This is a genomic window from Clostridium grantii DSM 8605, from assembly GCF_900129965.1.
GTDB classification, from domain to species: domain Bacteria; phylum Bacillota; class Clostridia; order Clostridiales; family Clostridiaceae; genus Clostridium_AF; species Clostridium_AF grantii.
This window is the reverse complement of sequence record NZ_FQXM01000002.1, coordinates 217,360-239,255: the sequence shown is the minus strand read 5'-3', so window position 1 is coordinate 239,255 and position 21,896 is coordinate 217,360. Positions and strand designations below refer to the sequence as shown.

The window sequence follows — 21,896 nt, the reverse complement described above, 5'->3', positions numbered from 1 at the left end:
ACATCTCACTTTTCTACTGAACTTTTATCAAAAAATCATTCATTTCATTTTGTATCAATTTTTTACCTCTACCGGCTCTGTTCTGTTCTTTAATATCGTTTATATTAATTGGATATTCAATTCCTTTTGAAGTTACTATGGTAATAAAATCTTTCATAGTTGCATTAAAAGAAAATTCTTCTGTATCTTCTAAAACTAATTTTTTGACAAAAATAATCTCATCCTCATCCTTTAAACTGATAGCTATAACTCCAGAAGCGTTAAGCCCCATATAATTAACAGAATTAAGTTTGAAATTAATTCCAAAAGCATTTTTTGTAATAATAAGCATATTATCCTCTACACTATTATCATTTAGAATTACACTTATTATTCTATCATCATCTTTCTTTAATTTATATCCTTTTATCTCAGAACTATTAGTTTCAAGCTCTTTTAACAACGTTCTCTTAATATACCCTTGTTTTGAAATAAAATATATACTTTCATCCATTTCAAAATTTAGCACTGAAATCATTTCAACAATGTTTTCATCACTATTATACCCATCTAATATTTCTTCCACATTCAACCCCTCATCTTTAAGATTTTGAAATAAAAATGCTGGTGTAGAATAAACATTACCTATATCTGTAAAAAATAAAATACGACTACTTGTATTAGATATTATAGATTTGGTCTTACCTCTTACTTTTTTAGGGCTTATCTTTAATTTATTATCCTTTAAATTAATATAAAAAGTTTTATATTCATATTCATCAGTAAAGCTTATTTCTTTTATTATATCTTGTGAAGGCAGATTAAATAAAGAAATCCCCATAATATTCCTTGCAGTGTAATCAAAACGTGGTAATTCAACTGTGAAACTTAATTCCTTTGTGCTTTTAACCTTCAAATACTTAAAATTAGATTCATCTTGTATTTCATTAACATATATTAAGTTTTCTTCTTCTTTTAATCTTAAAGCTACCAATTTTGAATAATTAGTTTTGAACTCTAAAAGTTTAGTTGCTTTCATTGAACCTTTATCTGTTATAAAAATAAATCCTTTATCTGCATCAAAATTATCCACATCAAACATTGCAATTATAGCTTCCGTTGAAAGATCCAATGATTTTATTAATGTATCAATTCTTTCTCCTTTATCCTTCCATTTTTTTTCTGGAATATTTATAGAGTTTAATTTATACATATTGCCTTTATCAGTAAATAATACAATATTGTTCTTGGTATTTGATTCTATCAAGAATCGATTATAATCTCCCTCTCTATACTCAATCTCATCTATTTCTGTATTTGAACGTTTATAAGATTTTTCAGAAATTCTTTTTATAAATCCATCATTTGAGCAAGTAATCAAAACATCCTCTTCAATTATTATTTCTTCTATCTGAATTTTAGCTTCTTCATCATTTTCTACAATTCTAGTTCTTCTTTTATCTGCAAACTTGTCTTTAACCTCTAAAAGTTCTTTTTTAATAACTTTTAAAAGTTCTTTCTCATCCTTTAATATTCTTTCTAATTTCTTTATTTTAGCTGATAACTCTTTGTATTCTTTTTCAAAGGCTTTTATTTCAAGTCCACTTAATTTATATAACATTAATTCAACTATTGCAGTAGCTTGCTCTTGCGAAAATCCGAATTTTTCCATTATATTCTTTTCGGAATCGCTTTTAGATTTTGACTTTCTAATAGTTGCTATAATTTCATCCATAACATCTATTGCTTTTATAAAACCTTCTACAATATGATGTCTTTTCTTTGCAATAGAAAGTTCCTTATTAGTTCTTCTAGTAATTACATCCCTTTGATGATTTATATAGCTAGAAAGTATATCTTTTAAACTTAATGTCATTGGTTTACCATCAGAAAGAGCAACCATATTGAAACTTAAATTACATTGTAGTTCAGTTTTTTTGTAAAGATATTTTAATATTCTTTCTACGGTATCATTATCAGCGGATTTTTTAAACTCAATTACAGCTCTGACACCATTTCTATCAGATTCATCTCTAATGTCTATTATAGGTTCTAAAATTTTTGCATGTCTTTTATCAGCCGTCATTTCAGATATGAACTGAAGAAGTTTTGCTTTATTTCTTTTGTATGGGAATTCCTCAATAATTATAGCAAGTCTTCCAGTATCTAATGTTTCAATAAATGTTTTAGCTCTTAAAGAAACTTTTCCTTCACCAGTTGAATAAGCATTTTTAATAGAATTCCTACCTATAAGAATTCCTCCTGTAGGTAAGTCTGGCCCTTTGATATGTTGCATTAATTCATCAAGTGTTATATTCTTATTATCAATATAAGCTATAGTCCCATCAATTACTTCTCCTAAATTATGCGGTGGAATATTTGTTGCAAGTCCTACGGCTATCCCAAAAGTACCATTTACCAATAAGTTAGGGAATTTTGCTGGTAAAACAGATGGTTCAAGTTCTGAGTCAGAATAGTTCCAAGCCATGTTAACTGTGTCCATATCTATATCTTTTAACATTTCCATGGATAACTCTGTAAGTCTAGCCTCCGTATAACGCATAGCTGCTGCATTATCACCATCAACACTTCCCCAATTTCCATGACCATCTATTAAAGGACTTCTCGTAGCAAAATCCTGAGCTAATATTACCATAGCATCATAAACAGAAGAATCTCCATGTGGATGATATTTACCTAAAATATCCCCAACTATTCTAGCTGATTTATAATAAGGTTTATCTGGAAAAGCCTTTAATTTATAAGCACCATATAAAATTCTTCTATGTACTGGCTTTAGTCCGTCTCTTACATCAGGCAAAGCTCTTTCTTTTGCAACTTCTACAGCATACGGAAGATAATTATCTGGCATTGCTTCTGATATTGGAACATTTATAATATTTCTATCTTCTGGAATCATGTCGTTTTTTTTAGCCATAACTAAACCTCCTTCTAAAATTCTGCGTATTTATACATATAGTTTCTTCTTGGTTCTACTACCTCACCCATAAGCAAGGACACCATTTTTTCAGCTTTTGCAGCATCGTCAATTGTAACCTTTTGCAGTGTTCTTGATTCTGGGTTTAATGTTGTTGTCCATAATTGTTCTGGATTCATTTCTCCAAGCCCTTTATATCTTTGGATTAAGGCTCCTTTTCCAATTTCTTTCTTTGCTTTTTCTAATTCAACATCACTATAAGCATAAATACTTTTTTCATTTCCTTTAACATTTTTATAAACTTTATAAAGTGGAGGTAATGCAATATATAAATGTCCATTTGTTATTAATGATTTCATATATCTATAAATATAAGTCATCCATAAAGTTCTTATATGATACCCATCCACATCAGCATCAGATAGAATTATAATCTTACTATATTTTAAATCATCTTCATTATAATTATCCAAAACTCCAGTACCAATAGCCGCATTAAACAACTTTAATTCTTCGCTAGCTAGTACATTCTCTAATTTTTGTTTTTCCGTATTCATTATTTTACCCTTTGAAGGCATAATGGTTTGAAATCTTCTGTCCCTTGCTTGTTTTGCACTACCTCCAGCCGAATCTCCTTCTACTACTATAAATTCACTAATTGCCTTGTTTTTCATAGTACATACAGATATCTTTCCTGCTAATGGAGCAGTTCCTTTTCCTATTTTCTTTTTTTCAGCATCATTAATTTTCTTAATCTTTTCTCTTCTTGATGCAGCCGAAATAGCATTATTTATAACGTTACTAGCCAATTCTTTATTATCTTCAATCCATTCACAAAGCTTGATATAGGATAATTCACTCATCAATGTATGAGCTTCAGCATTCCCCAGTTTAGTTTTGGTTTGCCCTTCAAAAATAGGATTACTAATTTTAACTTTAAGGATGGCTGTCATACCTTCCCTTATATCATCACCTTCAAAACCCTTATCTTTTTCTTTAACTAAGTTTAATTTTTTACCCCATTCTTTAAAAGCTCTTGTCATCCCAGTTTTAAAACCTGTTTCATGAGTACCTGCTTCAGTAGTTGGTATATTATTCACATAGCTTGCAATATTCTCAGTGGTAGAGTCCGTGAACTGAATACAAACTTCCCCAATAACAGCAATACCATTCAATTCTTTTTCACCTTGAAAAAGAATTGGATCTTTATGTATTACACTTTTACTTTCATTAAGGTATTCAATAAAATCTAACAATCCTCTTTCTGAATGATATTCTTTAACTAAAGGTTCTTCTTTTCTTTCATCTATAAATATTAATTTAATACCTTTATTCTGAAAAGCAAGTTCTTGTAGTCTTTCATCCACTAGTTCATGTTTGAACTTTATAGGACCAAATATTTCTTTATCTGGCAAGAATGTAATTTTACTACCCGTATTTTTTGTCTTCCCCACTACTTTTAATGAAGTAACAGGGGTTCCTGGCATAAGCTTTTGAAGTTCTTCATCATAAGCATATTCAAATCTTTGCTTGAAAATTTGATTATTTTGAAAAACTTCTACTTCAAGCCATTTTGAAAGAGCATTTACTACAGCAGCACCAACTCCATGAAGGCCACCAGAAGTTTTATAATTTTTATTATCAAACTTTCCCCCAGTGTGCAGCTCAGTAAATACCATTTCAACTCCAGATTTCTTTTTTATTGGGTGAATACCGGTTGGTATTCCTCTACCATTATCTAAAATAGTAACACTATTGTCTTTATTCAAAATTACTTTTATCTCATCACCATATCCATTTGAAATTTCGTCAATGGAATTATCTAAAATTTCCCATATGCAATGATGCAAACCTTTTACTCCTGTAGATCCAATATACATCCCCGGTCTAATCCTTACTGGTTCAAGTTTTTCTAAGGAAGTTAAATCAGTAACATCATAGGTTTTGCTAACTTTTGTTTCATCCATAATTATTCCTCCATATCTAACATTGGAATGTTTAGAACTTACGTTCTTATCGTCTTTTGTCCTTTCTATTCTAACGAATTTTTTGCCATTTTACAAGTATTTATAATTTCATTGCTAAAATAATATTCTAAAGCTATCAAAACTACATATTCCTAAATATATCATATAGTTTTATTATAAACAAAATATCTTCTTCCTTTAAATCTATTTCAATATTCTTAAAAATCATTTCTTCTTTAATTTTATCCAAAGTTTTTTCTAAAGCATTTTCTTTAATTTCATTATTAAAAAAACTATTAATCTGATTTTCATTTTTAATAATAATGTTTAAAATTTTTCCTGCATTTTCATAAAAACATTCATCTTTATAATAAAAATTACTATCAAATAGGATGATATCCTCTTCTTTTGTTCTTTGTCCTTTATCTTTAATTACATAAATTAAATAAATTGAATACACCACTAAAGCCATAATAATTGAATATAAAATAATTTCACTCATAAAACCAATCCTAATATTACTATTACTTCATTATATGTTAGCAATTATTCTAGGGTTAATTTTATCATTTATATTTTATAGTATTAATTAGATTACCCAAATAAAATAAAAATCCTCTTATTCAGAAAATATAAACAAGAGGATTTTTATTATATACTTATATTATTGTTTTAATTTTCTCTATAAATATTTCCATTTCCTCTGGAGAACCAATTGTGACTCTTAAAAAATTATCAATTCTTTCTTTATTAAAGAATCTAACAAGCACACCTTCTTCTTTTAATCTACTAAAAATCAACTCTGCCTTAATGGTTTTATGACTTATAAAAATAAAATTTGCACTTGATTCACACACTTCAAACTCCATTTTTCTCAATTGACTTACTACCTTAGTTCTTGTATCAATTATTTTTTTACAGTTTTCTTCAAAATAATCATTATCCTTAACTGACTCAATGGCAACCATTAAAGAAACTCTATCAATAGTATATGAATTTATTGAATTTTTAACTCTTTCTAATCCTTCAATTAAATCTTTATTTCCCAAAGCGTATCCAACTCTTATCCCTGCCAAACTTCTTGATTTTGATAAAGTTTGTATTATCAAAAGATTTTCATATTTTGATATTAATTTAACTGCTGATTCTGCTCCAAAATCCACATAAGCTTCATCTATTATTACAACAGTATTTATGTTTTTCTTTAATATTTCTTCAATCTCTTCAATAGTTAAAGCAATTCCTGTAGGTGCATTAGGATTTGGAATAACAATTCCACCATTATTTTTTAAAAATTCTTTTACAGGAATAGTGAAATCTTCTTTAAGCTTAACAGTTTCATAAGGAATATCAAAAATATTTGCATAAACCGGATAGAAACTATAACTAATATCCGGAAAAAGAATTCTACTGTTTTTATTAAAAAAGGCCATAAAAGCAAAAGCTAAGACCTCATCTGAGCCATTACCCACAAAAACATTATCTTTCTCCACCCCATAGTTCTTTGCTAAAGTATCTTTTAATAAATCTGCATTTGGGTCTGGATATAGTTTAAGAGAATCCACCTGAAATCCCTTTAGTATATTCTCCACATTAGGTGAAGGTGGATAAGGGTTTTCATTGGTATTTAATTTAACATATTTTTTATCCTTGGGTTGTTCTCCAGGAACGTATGGATCTAATTTTTTAGTTAGTTCACTCCAGTATTTACTCATTATTATATCCCCTTTGTAATTTTCTTTTATTTAACAATTTCTATAAATTCACTAAAAATTTTTATATTATTAAGCCATTCATCATCCCAAGCCATTTTTTTCAACTCAGGATTCAAAAAAATTGCTTCTTTCAAGTTAGAAAGTGCTTCTTTATTTTTTCTTGAAAAAGCTAATATTCTACTTTTACTATAATAAGCTTTTTCATTTTTAGGATTTAGTTTAATAGCTTTATCATAAAACTCTATAGCTTTGTTAAACTCACCTAATTCATAATGAGCATTAGCCTTATTGTAATAAATTAAATCTGTGTAAGCTTTTTCTTTTATTATTTTATCATATATTTCTATTTCATTTCTATAGTCTTCAATTCTATGATGATTTTCTGCTAAAAAAGTATATGCTGAAATATGTTTTGAGTTTTCTTTTATATATATTTTAATGTATTTTATTGCTTCCTCATATTGTTGTAATTTTGTAAGAACTAATGCTTTCCCTAAATAATTTTTATGAAAGTTCTCATCTAATTCTTCTAATTCATCAAAAACTTTTAACTCATCACTAAATCTTTGTAATTCATATAAAACTAAGGTTTTTCTTACTCTTCCCTCAATACTATTAGAATTTAGTCTCAAATATATTTCAATCATAAATAAAGCTTCCTCAAATCTTTTCAATTTGAAAAAAGCCTCATATTTTTGTTGGTATATTTCATATTCATTAGGCTTTAATTCTAATGCTTTCTCAAATTCTATTATAGCTTTTTCATATTCTCCCATTGAAAGAAAAACTTTACCTCTTTCTTCATATAAGATGTAATTATCTTTGTTTTTATTAATTTCCTCCTTCAAAATCAAAAGAGCACTACTATATTCTTTTTTATTATGGAAATCTCTTATTTTAAATAAGTTGTTGTTTTTTATCAGATTTGAGTAGTGTCTGATATAATATAAACTAAAAACAATAATAATAAAATCTATTATTAATAAAACAGCAATAATCATAATTATTTTTCTCCTAAAATTATTTTTAAGATAATATATTTTATAAATTAATTATATAGTATTTTTTTACAATTTAAAAGATTTTCAGTTATAAAATAATTATTACCCTGTTTATATGCCCTTAAGTGTAATATAATTATACTTAAATACATTACATTTAAAGGAGTGTTTATTATGTTGTTGAAGACTATGGAAAAATATCGAAATAAAGATCATTACGACCTTAGTTGTTCGGAATCAATAATTTATGCAGCAAATGAAGAATACAATCTAAATTTATCTAAAGACAGTTTCAAGACTATGGCAGCTTTTAGTGGAGGAATGTATTCAAATGAAGCCTGTGGATGCATAACAGGTTCCCTTGCTGTTTTAGGAATACTTTTTGTAGAAAAAGGTGCACACGAAAGTGATTACATCAAAAATTTAACAGTAGAATTTATTAATAAGTTTGAAGAAAAATTTGGTTCAAGAAAATGTGAGCCTTTAAAAGAATCCTATAGAACTGAAGAACAGGGGTGTAACAGTTTAATATATTCAACGGCTGAACTATTAGACGAATTAGTTTTAAGAGAGCTCAATAAATAAAATTAAAAAATTCAAAGCTTTCGCCAAAGCGAAAGCTTTCCTTACAATTAGTATTCTAATATGTAATAATTAAAAGCATTGATAACAGTTGTTTCGTTATAATTCATTTTTCTATCTATTCGCCCATAATTTAAATGTTGATGCCCATGAATATGATATTTAGGCTTATACTTATTTAGTACTTTATTAAAAGTTTTAAAACCAATGTGACAAAGGTCCTCGCCATCACCAACTCCAAATCCTGGAGCATGTGATACAAATATATCTATCCCTCCACTTTTAAAAAACTTAACCCAATTTTTCCTTATGGTTCTATTAACTTGTCGATCTTTATATTGAAAAGGGCCTCCAGAATACCAATTACTCCCCCCAAACCCATAGATTCTAATATCATTATGTTGAATCAATTTGTTGTGAATATTTATGCATCCTTCTGGTGGTTTTGCTAAATATCCTTTATCATGATTTCCTGGCACATAGTATAAAGGCTTATTTAGCATAGTTACAACAAAAGATAAATAACTAGCCTTCAAATCCCCACAAGAGATTATAAAATCTATATCCTTAAAATTATCTTTGTCAAAATAATCCCATAAAAATTTAGATTCTTCATCACCTAACAACAATATCTTCATAATACACCACCTTAATTTGTAGAACCAAATCCACCTATTCTTTTGTTATTAACCGCACTATCTTCATCTGCTAATAAATATTTGTGAAATATACCTTGCGCAATAGCCGACCCTTTTTCCAGATTAAATTCTTTTTCCCCTTCATTTTTAATTGCAATAAATATATGTCCCTCGTTGCTTTCATTATTGTAATAATCCGAATCTACTACTCCTACTTGATTCTTTAATCTAATATTATACTTAAATCCATGACCACTTCTTATTATTATTGCAAGCCACTCATCATTAAGCATATAAGATTTTATACCAGTAGGGATTATTTTTTCTTCTCCAGGTTTAAGATTAATTGAACATAAAGTGAAAATATCATACCCTGCAGAATTCGAAGTTGCTCTTTTAGGCAAAACAATACTATTATAAGTTTCATCAATATCTTTTAAGTTAATTGAACTAAAATCTTTTTTAAACTGCTTTAAAGTTACTACCTCAAAGCCTCTACTTTTTTTCATATAAACATCCTTTCAGTAACCATTCTTCTAGTTAATTCATATTTTATCATAATAAAAAGAATTTTGATATATTTCATGTATTTAAGATTCAACTATTTTTAAAATAAAAATAGTATTTTTGTTGAAATTAATTTTTACCATGCTATACTTAATAATATATTTTCAAAATTTTTATAGGAGGAACTTCCATGGGAAATCCTGAAACTGAAACTTACTATTTGAAAATTCAAAGAAAAGCAAAAAATATAGTTGCTGAAAGACTTGCTAATGATAAAATTGCATATTTGCAATCCTTAGACGAAATTTTGAATAGACAAAATATTGAAACAGAAATTTATCAAGGAATATTCGAAATACCTTTAGATAAAATTAAAGGTACTTATACAATATCACGTTCAAAAGCTTTTACTAATGATTTTTTACCTTTATTAGATATAGATTCTGAGTTTGGCCAAAAGTGGACTAGTTTATATGAAAGTCATTTAAATGAAGGAATTAGAGAACCTATTAAGGTTTATGAGTATTTGAATTGGTATTATGTTATAGAAGGTAATAAAAGAGTAAGTGTATTAAAATCTATAGATGCTTACTCAATCCACGCTTCCGTTACTAGATTAGTTCCGAAATTCGATATTAATGACCCTTTAATCGTTAACTACTACCACTATTTAAATTTTACAAAGATAACTGATTTAAGGTTTATTTGGTTCACAAAAGACACCGGATATAATGAACTTTTTTCTCTTTTAGAATCTTATACTCCAAAGCTGAATATTTATCCTAATAAATATAAACATTTTGAATTCTACGTTTATAATCCCTTTAAAGAAGCGTATAAAAAATACGGAGGAGATAATCTTTCAATAACTACTAGTGATGCTATACTAATTTATTTGAAATTATATGGAATTCCTCAAGAATTTGTTCTTGAAAACAGCAGTAGTTTTATGGAAGGTTTTATATCTGAATTGAATTCACTATACTATAGTGAAAATAAAGTTGTTTATTCTGAGCCTATTACCGAACCTAAGAAAAGTGTTTTTAGCAGCTTAACAAATTTTATGTCTTCTAAAAAGAAACATAAAATAGGCTTTTTGTATAAAGATAGAATTGATAATTCTGGTTGGACTTATGCTCATGATGCGGCAAGAAGATATGTATCAGAAGTTTATAAAGATAGAATAGAAACTACCTATGTTGAGAATGTTCCTTTGTCACCTTTAGCTTTTAATGATATAGAAAAGTTAGTTAATGAGAACTATGATATAATAATAACCACCCATCCTGGGTTTAAAAATGCCACTCTTAAAGCTGCACTTGAATTTCCTAGTGTAAAATTTTTAAATTGCTCTGATTCTCCTTCTTTTAAACATGTGATTATGTACTATGCTCGAATTTATGAAGCAAAGTTTTTGCTAGGTTTATTAGCCGGAATACTTTCAGAATCTAAAATTATAGGTTTTGTAGCAGATTATCCTATAAGAGAAATTATAACTGAGATAAATGCTTTTACTTTAGGTGTTCAATTATTAAACCCAACTGCAAAAGTAATTGTTAAATGGACCTTACAAGATAAAACCCTAGAAAAGAAAGAAGAACTTCGAGAACAATTAAAAGAAGAAGGTGCCGATTTAGTTTTTTATAACACTCTTCCTGTTTCCAATGCTGAAAATATGCAATTTGGACTATGCTCAATTAATCATTCCAAAAAAAGAAAAGAAAGTCATGCATTTTCACATTATGCTAATATGATTCTTAATTGGGAAATTTTTTATGATAAATTCTTAAAAGTATTACTAAGTTCTTCTTCAAATAGCATATTTGATACTTTTTCAAAGGATACAAGCATTGTTAACTATTGGTTAGGCATAGATTCTGGTATAGTTGATTTAGTTTATTCCTCAAAATATGTACCCGAAAGAACTAAAGTATTCTTAGAATTTTTCAGAAAAACACTAATCAAAAAAGATTTCCATGCATTTACAGGTCCTATATACAATCAAGCTGGAGAATTAAAAATTGCACCAGATGATACTCCAACATATGAACAATTTCAAGAAATGAATTGGTTTGTAAAAGGAATTGATGGAACTATACCTGATCTAAAAGAAGATAACTTAAGTCAGCTAGATCTTTAAATCACTTAAATAAATTATAAAAATACATTCAAAAAGATAGGATTATGCGCATAATCCTATCTTTTTATATTTAAAGAAATTTCTTCATCATAATGTATTATCTTCTCGATGTAAAATCCATTTTTATCAACTTTTTTCTTTATTGTGTTTCCACCTATTCTTCTATGTTTAACTATAATATCATTTTCTTCTTCATAAACCAAAAAATCATCGCATCTACCCTTAAAAAAAGTTTCACACATCAATTGCCCTTCTTGTGGTAAAACATATAAGTTGGCATCTTTTATTTCAAAGGTTTCTCCCAAATAAGAACCTAATAGAATTTTCTCATTTTCTTTTCCTTCTAGAAGCAAATAAATTTCAGTTAAAATTGTTTCACCATTATTTTTTACATTTACTTTATAATTTTTAAATTCCCATGAAATAAAAATATTTTCTTTTGTTGTAGATGATTTGCTAGCGTTATTCTCTACTAATTCATCTTTACTCTTGCCATAATATTCATGCATGTTATATAACATAAATTTTTCTGAACTTATTGTATATATAATTAAAAATATAGTAATTAATATTAATTTTCTTTTTATAAATATCACCCTCCCATCCATAGTTTATATATATTATTTATATTTAATTGATATTTTTCTTATGTCAAAAAAATATATCTTATTGGCAATCTTAATTTTCGCTTTACACCTTTGAAATTTATTATTTTGTTAAATTAAATTATTTCTTTAATAAAATAATAAATCACAATCTTTTTTTTGAAAATCACTTCCTATTTAAAGAACAATATATTTAATTTATTGCAATATTTTTGTATTTTCATTGGTGTATACACACTTTAGGTTTATATTGCTCACAATTTTTAATTAATTGAAATATATTGTTTTTGCATTTCACGACAATTGCTAAAGTAATACTTTATATATTAATAATTGTCAAATTATCAATATTGCTCATTTTAATTTAATGATTTTGTAATTTGTTCTTGCTAAATATGCAAGAATATATTATAATCTTTCATAACAAGCAAAAAGAATTTGTAAATTATTTTGGGGAGGTATATTATTATGTTAAGCAAAAAATTGTTAGCAAGTGTACTTAGCATTACATTATTAGGGGCTATATTCACAGGTTGTGGAGCAAAAACTACAACTGAAGAATCAAACGAAATTAAAATTGGAGCAATTTTACCTTTGACAGGAGATATTGCCACTTTCGGACAATCTGCTAAAAATGCTCTTGAAATTTTAGCTGAAGAGTATAACAAAGAAGGTATTTTAGATGGAAAGAAAATAACTTTTGTTTATGAAGACGATGAAAACAAACCTGCAAACTCAGCAACAGTTGCACAAAAATTAATCAACAATGACAAAGTTGTTGCCTTAGTTGGTTCAATTGCTAGTAGCTGTAGTTTATCAGTAGGACCAATTGCTGCAGATGCAAAAATTCCAATGATAACACCAACATCTACTAATCCTAAGGTTACAACTGAAGGTGGAGAATATGTATTCAGAGCATGTTTCATAGATCCATTCCAAGGAACAGTTCTTGCAAAATTCTCTTCTGAAGATTTAGGTGCTAAAAAAGCAGCAGTACTTTATGATGTAGCTAACGATTACTCTGTAGGACTTGCTGAATACTTTAAAAAGAGCTTTGAAGAAGCTGGCGGAGAAGTTGTTGCTTTTGAAACTTACAATACTGGTGATGCTGACTTCAATGCACAATTAACAAATATTAAAGCAACTAGTCCTGATGTTTTATTATTACCAGATTATTACAACACTGTTGGTTTAATAGCTAAACAAGCTAGATCTTTAGGTATTGATGCTGCATTATTAGGTGGAGATGGTTGGGATTCTCCAGATTTATTTGCAGTAGGTGGAGATGCAATCAATAATGGTTACTTCTCAAATCACTATTCACCTGATGATGATTCAAAAGAAGTTGTAGATTTCATAGCTGCTTATAACGCTGCTTATAATGAAACTCCTGATGCTCTTGCTGCTCTTTCATACGATGCAGGTAAAATTTTAATAGAAGCAATTATTTCTGCTGGTAGCACAGATGCAGATGCAATAAAGGATGCCTTAGCTGCTACAGATGGTACTTTTGTATCTGGTTCAATAACTTATGATGCTGACAGAAATCCTATAAAAGGTGCTGTTATCATAAAAACAGAAGACGGAAAACAAGTATTCGAGAAAAAAGTTAATCCTTAATTAATAAGTATTACTCACATTACCAAAGCATTATGATATTTAGTTAGATAAGATGCTTTAAGCATAAAACCTTAAAGCATCTCATTATTATTTTTATAAGTATAGGAGGTCAACGCATGGGTTTCTTACAGCAAATAATTAACGGTTTGGCTTTAGGTAGTGTTTATGCCTTAATTGCAATTGGTTATACAATGGTTTATGGAATTATTAAACTTATAAACTTTGCACATGGTGATATTTACATGGCCGGAGCTTACTTTGGATTTTTATGTATTACTAAATTAAATGTATCCTTTTTTCCAGCTTTATTAATTGCAATGTTAGGTAGTGCTTTGTTAGGGGTAATTATTGAGAAAGTTGCTTATAAACCCTTGAGAAATTCACCTAGAATTACTCTTTTAATAACAGCAATTGGAATGTCTCTTTTATTAGAAAATGGCTTCAGACTTATTTTTGGACCTAATCCAAAAGCTTTTCCTGAAGTTTTCAAAAATCAAATATATTATATAGGAAATATTCAAGTTCAAAGCATTCAAATACTTATGTTAGTAGTAACTATTATTCTTGCAATAATTTTAGAATATATTGTTTTAAAAACAAAAGTAGGAAAAGCTATGAGAGCTTGCTCTTTTGATAAAGATGCCGCTATGCTTATGGGTATTAATGTTAATAACATTATTTCTGTAACTTTTGCTATTGGTTCAGCTTTAGCTGGGGCAGCTGGTATACTTGTTGGGGTTGCTTACCCTAGAATTGAGCCATATATGGGTATTATGCCTGGTCTAAAAGCCTTTGTAGCCGCTGTTTTAGGTGGAATTGGAATTATTCCTGGTGCTATGATTGGTGGTCTTGTAATGGGCTTTACTGAGACTTTAACAAAAGCTTATATATCTACAAGACTATCTGATGCTATTTCTTTCGGTTTATTAATAGTTATTCTACTATTTAAACCTGATGGATTATTGGGCAAAAAAACTAGCGAGAAAGTATAGGTGATGATGATATGAATAGAATAATAAATAAAAAAAATATAACTAAGTGTTTATCATTAATCATTGTTTATGTAATTCTTTTTATATTAATTAATAGTGGAGCATTAAATCCTTATTATGCTCAAATTCTTATATTGTTTGGTATAAATATTATTTTAGCAGTTAGTTTAAACATGGTTATTGGATTTACTGGTCAATTAGCTTTAGGACATGCAGGCTTTATGTCTATTGGTGCTTATACAGCTGCTATATTAACAATGAAGGTTGGTTTACCTTTCCCAGTTGTTCTTATTGTAGGTGGTCTTGCCGCTGCATTGTTTGGTTATTTAATTGGAACTCCTATTTTAAGACTTAAAGGTGACTACTTAGCTATTACAACCTTAGGTTTTGGAGAAATAATTAGAGTCATAATAGTTAACTTAGACTACGTTGGTGGACCTAGAGGCCTTCCTGGTATTCCTAAGAAAACAACTTTCACTTGGGTATTTATAATAACAGTTTTATCAGTTGTTATAATGTCTAATATAATTAAATCCGCTCAAGGTAGAGCAATGGTTTCTATTAGAGAAGATGAAATTGCCGCTGAAGCTATGGGAATAAATACAACAAAGTATAAATTAAAATCTTTTGTTATAGCCGCTTTCTTTGCAGGTATTGCTGGTGGTTTATATGCTCACTACTTCATGTATTTAGATCCAAAATCTTTTAACTTCTTAAAATCTATTGAAATACTTACTTTTGTTGTTCTTGGTGGTATGGGTAGTATTTCAGGTAGTATAATAGGTTCTGGAACTCTTACTGCTTTACCTGAAGTTCTAAGATCTATGGGTGATTTCAGAATGATAATTTACCCTGCTTGTTTGATACTTCTAATGCTATTCAGACCTCAAGGTTTGCTAGGAACTAAAGAAATATCCTTAGATATGATTAAAGGTATTTTTAAAAGAAAAAAAACAAAGACAAAATAGAAAATTTATAAATAAGAAGAGGTGTGATGAATGGCGTTACTAAAGGCAAATAAACTTACTATGCAGTTCGGTGGTTTGACAGCTGTATCAGACTTTTCTATCGAAATAGGCGATAATGACCTTTTTGGATTAATTGGTCCTAATGGTGCCGGAAAAACAACTGTTTTTAATATGTTAACAGGGGTTTATGCTCCAACTAAAGGCGAAATCACATTTGATAATAAGAATATTACAGGTTTAAAACCTTATGAAATAACTCATGGAGGAGTAGCAAGAACTTTTCAAAATGTTAGACTTTTTAAAGAATTAAGTGTTATTGATAATGTTAAAATCTCATTCAATCATGAAAAAAGTGCTACTTTAGTTGAGTCAATAATAAGATTACCAAAGTTTTTTTCTTCTGAAGACGAAATCGAAAAAGAAGCTTATGAATTATTAAAAGTATTTAACCTGCATGAAAAAGCTAATGAACTTGCAAAAAATCTTCCTTATGGAGAACAAAGAAGATTAGAAATAGCTAGAGCTTTAGGAGCAAAACCTAAACTTTTATTACTTGATGAACCTGCTGCAGGTATGAATCCTCAGGAAACAACTGAGTTAATGGAGCTTATAACATGGGTTAGAAATCACTTTAAAATAGCTATTCTTTTAATAGAACATGATATGAAATTGGTTATGGGAATTTGCGAAAATATTGTAGTTCTAAACTATGGAGAAATATTAGCGGTTGGAACTCCTGATCAGGTTAAAAATAATCCTGAAGTTATTAAAGCTTATTTAGGCGAGGAGGCATAATATGCTAAAAATAGAGAACTTAAATGTATACTACGGTGCAATACATGCACTTAAAGGACTAGATATAAATGTAAATGAAGGTGAAATTGTTACCTTAATTGGAGCTAATGGTGCTGGTAAAACTTCTACATTGAGAGCTGTTTCTGGACTAATACCAATAAAATCTGGAACAGTAACTTATGACGGAAAACCAATAACTAATATGGCTGCTAATGAGATAGTTAAACTAGGTATGTCTCACGTTCCTGAAGGAAGAAGAGTATTCGCTAATTTAACAGTTATGGAAAATCTAGAATTAGGAGCATATCTAAGAAAAGATAAAAATGGAATTAAAAAAGATTTCGAAATGGTTTTTGAAAAATTCCCAAGATTAAAAGAAAGAGTTGCTCAAAGAGCTGGTACTTTAAGCGGTGGAGAACAACAAATGCTTGCAATGGGTAGAGCTTTAATGATAAGACCAAAATTAATTCTTATGGACGAACCTTCTATGGGTCTAGCTCCACTTATAGTTAAAGATATTTTTTCAATTATTAAGGAAGTAAATGACTCTGGTTTTTTTTATTCTAACTCATCTTACTTTTTTTATTTTACTTTCATTTTTTATAATATCCATTAATTCTAAAGGATCATCAATTATGAAATCCGGAGAATTCTTACTAAACTCTTCCATAGGAAAAAGTGTCCATGATACTAAAATAGTTTTAATACCTGCATTTATCCCACATCCAATATCATGAGGACTATCTCCTACAATAATTAATTCCTCTTTGGAAAATCCCTTTTCTTTCATAACCTTAAATACACACTCTGGGTGTGGTTTTTTCATTTCCACATCTTCAACACTAACTATATAATCAATATAAGAAGTCAAATTAAACTTATCTAATCCAAATTCTATACCTCTTCTTCCTTTATTAGAAGTTATGGCTATCACATACCCTTGATCTTTCAAATTTCTTAGCAAAATCTCAATATTATCATAAATATATGTGTTTGCATCTTCATTTATTCTATAACTTATCCTATAATACTCAGTCATTTCTTCACACTTTTCTTCCGAAAAAAATCTCATTTGATCTATAATAGGCTTTCCTAAAATAGGTATTAAATCTTTTAACTGTACTTCTTTATTCGTATACTTTTGAATAGAGTCTTTTAAACAATTCACCACTACTTTATTACTGTCTATTAGTGTACCATCAAAATCAAACAAAACACATTTAATCATAAAACCATCCCTTTGTATTTAAAATAACACTTTCAATAAATATAAGTCTCACTATCCCCGAATTGTAGAAACCTTTCATTTATTGCTGTAATTATATCATGAATTTCCCCTTCAATCCACCTTTTAAAACTTAAGACAGTTTAAACTGATTCCTTCTCACAAGCAAAAAATCGTAAGTCAGATACCTTACGATTTTTTAAAATCTTTTATTTCATTATAAAAATTTATACTAACATTCACTTCAAGTTCAAGTTCTGTAATCTTCATTATATCCTCAACCTGCTCATGAGGATACTTTCTATTAAATACTTCTCTCACATCAAATATATCTATGTTTTCATCCTTATAAACTTGAAAAAATCCTACACAAGCTTTTCTTATATTTTCTTCTGTATTTTCCTTTATTTTATTCAAATTAGCATCATTAATTTCAAGCTCCCCTTGTATTTCTCCTAAGGCCGTTTCTACATTAATAATTTTTTTGAAAATTATTTTTTCTTCCTTATATTCAATTTTTGTTTTGGTTTTACTGTTTAGAATTTCTAAAGTAACGTATTTTCCTTCTGCTTGTGGATTTAATGGTTCTAGGGTTCCGCTTTTAACATTATTCATCAAAAAACTATAAGCTTGCCCCTCCTGTCTTTCAATGGACCCAATCATTTTATCTTTATGAATAATAGCTCCTCCTACAATATTAATCTTCTCAGCGCCAATATCACCTTTCTTTAAATTAATAATTGGTATTACACTTGTTTTATCCCCAATAAGCCTTTCTTTCATGTACTCATTAAGAGATAATTTAACGGCTCTAGATGAGCTCCCCACCTTCTCTATCATTTGTATAATAAAGATTCCCATATATTTATTTTCTTCATATTCTGTTTCCATAAGTTTTACAGGATCTTCGTTAGTTGTACATACGTACGCTCTAATCAATAGTTCTTGGTCTCTATCAAGAAAATCCACAAAATTATCTAATCCATATTCAGCTGCCCTTTGTGTAAACATTATCACTCTGTTTTGAGTCCAATTTATTCTAAGGCTTGATGATAAAGTAGCAGTTCTTACTGCTTCAAATATAGTTTTCCCTGCACCTTTAAATATTAGCCTTGTTCCACTTTGTGAATTAGATGAGTCCCCTCCCATAGGCTTGAAACATTCTATATAAATTAAAATCTCATTGTTATCATCTATATCAACTATTAAAGCTGTAACATAAATAGCTTCATCAATATCATGATAGCTATAACAAGCTGTTAATAAAAATATATTTATTAATATCACTATTAAAATATATCTTTTTCTATTCATGCTCTTCATCCCCATCAAATATACTATTAGAAATATCTTTTAGATTTTTTCTTGTGAACAAATCTTTTATATTAAAACTACTTAAAGTTCCTACTGGAAAAAGATAAGGGTATCCACAGCTTTTTAGTGAAGCTAAATGTATGATATAAATATATAAACCAAAATAAAATCCTGGCAACCCCATCAAAGAAGAAAAAGCGACTAATATAATACCCCATATAGTAACTGGTATATATAAATCAGGTATTAAGAAGGTTGATATAGAAGATATTGACACTACTACAATAGTACTTTGTGACGCAATCCCAGCCCCTACAGCCGCATCCCCTAATATCAATGCCCCCACAATGCTTAAAGCCTGCCCTGTAGGCTGTGGTAGCCTCACACCTGCTTCTCTTAGCAATTGAAAAAAACCTAGCATCAGTATAACTTCTACAAAAGTTGGAAAAGGTACGCCTACTCTTGAAGAACTCAATCTAAAAACAAATTTAGTAGGTATCAAAGCAAAGTGATAAGTAGTCATTGCCACATATAATCCCGGTAGAAAAGTTGCAAAAAACATAGCTACAAATCTTTGAATTCTTGTTATGTTTGCCGTAATTTTATTAGAGTAATAATCATCTGAGACTTGGAAATTTTCTATAAAAAAGAATGGTGCGTATAAAACTCTCGTAGACCCATCTACTATTACAGCAACTCTTCCCTCTAAAACTTTACCAGCTATAACATCAGGTTTTTCACTTGAACCCAAAACATCAAAAGCTGTTCTACCTGAAAGAAATTCTTCCTCAATATAATTGATATCTAATATATACTTAATATCCAATTGTTCTATTTTTTTTCTTATTAAATCCACTAGTTTTTCAGGTGAAGTATTTTTTAAATAACATATAGTAACGCTTGTTCTTGAATCCTTTCCAACTATATAATTTTCAAACTTCAAATTTTCATTACGAATTCTTCTTCGAATTAAAGAAACTGCATCAATAAGAACCTCATTGAAACCTTCTTGAGAGCCTTTCAAACTGGCTTCTGTTACTGGCAAAGCAATACTTCTTTTTGAAAATCCCTTGGCATCTACAAATATACTTTCTGTACAATTTTCAATAGTTACAAGAACGTCCCCTGATAAAACATGGGAAATTGCATCTTTATTATCTATTATTGGTCCTGCTGTACATGCACTTAAAATTCTTTCTATTAAATCCTTTGTATCTTTTACATCCACACTTTTAATAATTGGTTGAATAATAAACTCACTAATAAATCTAGAGTCGCTTAAATCATCTATATAAATCAAATTTAATTTTTGATTTTCTATAATCAATTCTCTAAATTTTACATCAAAACTACCTTCTAAGGTTTTTTTGATGGATTCAAATAAATAGTCACTCATACACATCACCTAAACTTATTATTTCTCACTAATAAGGATATTATTCTATAAATAACACATACTACTTATTATAATAATTTCTAAATGAGGTGATTTATTGAAAAAAATAAATTCTGCACATTTTATATTTTTAATTTTTGGTGCTTCTATTGTTTCTTTAAAAACATATCCCAATCTTATAGTTGAATTTGCTGGAAGAGATGCTTGGATTTCTGTATCCTTTGCATCTGTATTATTTGTAGTTTATTTTCTTTATCTAATAAATATTTGTTTAAAATCAAATCAATTTAACTTGGTTCAAATATATACAAAAGCATTAGGCAAAATTTTAGGAACATTTATGATCATATTGCTTGGACTTAGTTTAGTATTTGCTTTAGTTGAATGTGGTTCTGTAGAAGGAAGTTCCGTTAAAAATCATTTGCTTATAAATACTCCTATTTGGTATAGCTTATTTTTCTTCTTTCTTGCTGCTTTTTATAGTTTAAAATTCAATTTGAATACTATAGTTATAGCTTGTATAGTTGGTTTATCCTTTACTTTTATAGCCGGTATCAACTTAGCTTTTTTAACTGTAAAGTATAAAGATTTAAAATATATGTTTCCAATGATGGCTAATGGTTTTGATAAAAATTTCCTAATGTCAATTGTTAAAGCACTAGCTCTCTACAGTACTATCTTCATAGCTTTCCCCTATGTAGATGAGGTAACAGATACAAAAAAACTAAAAAAGAACTCTTTTATTGCTATGCTTATTGTAGCTCAAATGGAGATTGTTGCCATGCATGGGTTAATCACTACTTTTGGTCCTGAGAGATCTTTGACTATTTTATATCCCAAAGTTATTCAAACTCAATTAGTTAGTTTATTTCATTTTTTAGAAAGCGGAGAATTTTTTGTTCTTCTACAGATTGTAGGTGGATGGTATATAAAATATATTGTAACTTCTTTTTCTATTATTTGTTTATTAAAAAATTACAATATAGATAAAAAAGTTCTTTATTTTGCTACCCCTATTATTTATTTTATTACTTATTACATAAGTCATGATAATAACCTGCTTTTTAATTTTATTGGCAATATTATAGTCTGGGTATACTTAATTAATTTTTGTTTAATTCCCTTAATTATTTTTACAATTTACTTTTTAAAATTTAAATATGATAAATTAACTTGAAAAAAATACCTTGGTTAATACGTATTTTTTTCAAGTTTTAACATCATTTAATCATTTCTCTTTATAATAATAATTAGTAACAATTGGTGTGGATTTTTGCTTTTCTTCCTCAGGTAACTGATTATAATTTGGTAAAATAGAATCTAATATTTTATCCAAAATTTTCTTCTTTTTTTTACTCATCTAAAAAAACCTCCTTTTTTTATTAGTATAATTATTATTGGAATTTTGTATTCAAAATATTTTTGTATGTTAATTTACTCATTCAATTGAATATTTCCCTGTATTTTGTCAATAATCTAAATAATAAACATGTAACTTTATATGTTACTAGAAC

General features: G+C 28.4%; 20 protein-coding genes. 8 read left to right on the top strand and 12 right to left on the bottom strand.

Features of this window, described 5'->3' with window-relative positions:
• Positions 1-13: 13 nt before the first annotated feature.
• From BUB83_RS01030 to BUB83_RS01010, 5 genes are all read right to left on the bottom strand, one after another.
• The gene (locus tag BUB83_RS01030; RefSeq protein ID WP_073336086.1) at positions 14-2,917 is read right to left on the bottom strand and encodes a DNA topoisomerase IV subunit A; all 2,904 of its coding nucleotides are present in this window, start codon (positions 2,915-2,917) and stop codon (positions 14-16) included.
• Positions 2,918-2,931: 14 nt separating this feature from the next.
• Complete coding sequence (locus BUB83_RS01025; RefSeq protein ID WP_073336084.1) at positions 2,932-4,884, bottom strand: DNA gyrase/topoisomerase IV subunit B; 1,953 nt, start codon at positions 4,882-4,884, stop codon at positions 2,932-2,934.
• Between the two features lie 142 nt (positions 4,885-5,026).
• Positions 5,027-5,386, bottom strand: a complete 360-nt coding sequence (locus BUB83_RS01020) for a hypothetical protein (protein WP_073336082.1) — start codon at positions 5,384-5,386, stop codon at positions 5,027-5,029.
• A 157-nt stretch (positions 5,387-5,543) separates the two neighbouring features.
• Positions 5,544-6,599, bottom strand: coding sequence for a histidinol-phosphate transaminase (hisC, locus tag BUB83_RS01015; protein ID WP_073336080.1), 1,056 nt, complete (start codon positions 6,597-6,599; stop codon positions 5,544-5,546).
• Between the two features lie 26 nt (positions 6,600-6,625).
• Complete coding sequence (locus BUB83_RS01010; RefSeq protein WP_073336078.1) at positions 6,626-7,600, bottom strand: tetratricopeptide repeat protein; 975 nt, start codon at positions 7,598-7,600, stop codon at positions 6,626-6,628.
• 174 nt (positions 7,601-7,774) lie between these two features.
• On the opposite strand from BUB83_RS01010, the gene BUB83_RS01005 reads away from it, so the two are divergent.
• Entirely contained in the window at positions 7,775-8,185 is a 411-nt protein-coding gene (locus BUB83_RS01005; RefSeq protein ID WP_073336076.1) for a C-GCAxxG-C-C family (seleno)protein, read from the top strand.
• 47 nt (positions 8,186-8,232) lie between these two features.
• Here BUB83_RS01005 and BUB83_RS01000 read toward each other — a convergent pair whose 3' ends face one another.
• A complete protein-coding gene (locus tag BUB83_RS01000; RefSeq protein WP_073336073.1) occupies positions 8,233-8,820 on the bottom strand; it encodes a metallophosphoesterase family protein in 588 nt (195 codons plus the stop codon).
• 11 nt (positions 8,821-8,831) lie between these two features.
• Positions 8,832-9,329: a dCTP deaminase/dUTPase family protein gene (locus tag BUB83_RS00995; RefSeq protein WP_073336071.1), complete on the bottom strand. Its 498-nt coding sequence runs from the start codon at positions 9,327-9,329 to the stop codon at positions 8,832-8,834.
• Between the two features lie 188 nt (positions 9,330-9,517).
• Between BUB83_RS00995 and BUB83_RS00990 the strand changes: the two genes are divergently transcribed.
• Positions 9,518-11,467: a BMP family ABC transporter substrate-binding protein gene (locus BUB83_RS00990; protein WP_073336069.1), complete on the top strand. Its 1,950-nt coding sequence runs from the start codon at positions 9,518-9,520 to the stop codon at positions 11,465-11,467.
• Between the two features lie 56 nt (positions 11,468-11,523).
• Here the strand turns inward: BUB83_RS00990 and BUB83_RS00985 are convergent, their stop codons facing one another.
• On the bottom strand, positions 11,524-12,063 hold the full coding sequence (locus BUB83_RS00985) for a hypothetical protein (protein WP_073336067.1): 540 nt from the start codon (positions 12,061-12,063) through the stop codon (positions 11,524-11,526).
• Between the two features lie 477 nt (positions 12,064-12,540).
• Between BUB83_RS00985 and BUB83_RS00980 the strand changes: the two genes are divergently transcribed.
• The 5 genes from BUB83_RS00980 (at position 12,541) to BUB83_RS00960 (ending at position 17,063) form a co-directional block, all read left to right on the top strand.
• Positions 12,541-13,692 (top strand): ABC transporter substrate-binding protein, encoded by a 1,152-nt coding sequence (locus BUB83_RS00980; RefSeq protein ID WP_073336065.1) that lies wholly within the window; start codon positions 12,541-12,543, stop codon positions 13,690-13,692.
• A 116-nt stretch (positions 13,693-13,808) separates the two neighbouring features.
• Positions 13,809-14,684, top strand: a complete 876-nt coding sequence (locus BUB83_RS00975; protein WP_073336063.1) for a branched-chain amino acid ABC transporter permease — start codon at positions 13,809-13,811, stop codon at positions 14,682-14,684.
• A gap of 11 nt (positions 14,685-14,695) precedes the next feature.
• On the top strand, positions 14,696-15,652 hold the full coding sequence (locus tag BUB83_RS00970; protein WP_073336061.1) for a branched-chain amino acid ABC transporter permease: 957 nt from the start codon (positions 14,696-14,698) through the stop codon (positions 15,650-15,652).
• Positions 15,653-15,682: 30 nt separating this feature from the next.
• Entirely contained in the window at positions 15,683-16,447 is a 765-nt protein-coding gene (locus BUB83_RS00965) for an ABC transporter ATP-binding protein (RefSeq protein ID WP_073336059.1), read from the top strand.
• A 1-nt stretch (position 16,448) separates the two neighbouring features.
• Entirely contained in the window at positions 16,449-17,063 is a 615-nt protein-coding gene (locus BUB83_RS00960; protein WP_084133341.1) for an ABC transporter ATP-binding protein, read from the top strand.
• Here BUB83_RS00960 and BUB83_RS00955 read toward each other — a convergent pair.
• The 3 genes from BUB83_RS00955 to BUB83_RS00945 all read right to left on the bottom strand — a co-directional run bounded on the left by BUB83_RS00955 (position 17,016) and on the right by BUB83_RS00945 (position 20,382).
• Positions 17,016-17,675, bottom strand: coding sequence for an HAD family hydrolase (locus BUB83_RS00955; protein ID WP_073336057.1), 660 nt, complete (start codon positions 17,673-17,675; stop codon positions 17,016-17,018). The two genes, BUB83_RS00960 and BUB83_RS00955, sit on opposite strands and share 48 nt — an antisense overlap.
• A gap of 186 nt (positions 17,676-17,861) precedes the next feature.
• Positions 17,862-18,986, bottom strand: a complete 1,125-nt coding sequence (locus tag BUB83_RS00950; protein WP_073336055.1) for a Ger(x)C family spore germination protein — start codon at positions 18,984-18,986, stop codon at positions 17,862-17,864.
• The gene (locus BUB83_RS00945; protein ID WP_073336053.1) at positions 18,979-20,382 is read right to left on the bottom strand and encodes a spore germination protein; all 1,404 of its coding nucleotides are present in this window, start codon (positions 20,380-20,382) and stop codon (positions 18,979-18,981) included. Before BUB83_RS00945 ends, BUB83_RS00950 begins: the two co-directional genes overlap by 8 nt.
• Before the next feature lie 97 nt (positions 20,383-20,479).
• Here BUB83_RS00945 and BUB83_RS00940 point away from each other — a divergent pair, with 97 nt between their 5' ends.
• Entirely contained in the window at positions 20,480-21,559 is a 1,080-nt protein-coding gene (locus BUB83_RS00940; RefSeq protein ID WP_073336051.1) for a GerAB/ArcD/ProY family transporter, read from the top strand.
• Between the two features lie 51 nt (positions 21,560-21,610).
• Here BUB83_RS00940 and BUB83_RS22630 read toward each other — a convergent pair whose 3' ends face one another.
• Positions 21,611-21,742: a hypothetical protein gene (locus tag BUB83_RS22630; protein ID WP_278336903.1), complete on the bottom strand. Its 132-nt coding sequence runs from the start codon at positions 21,740-21,742 to the stop codon at positions 21,611-21,613.
• Positions 21,743-21,896: the final 154 nt, after the last annotated feature.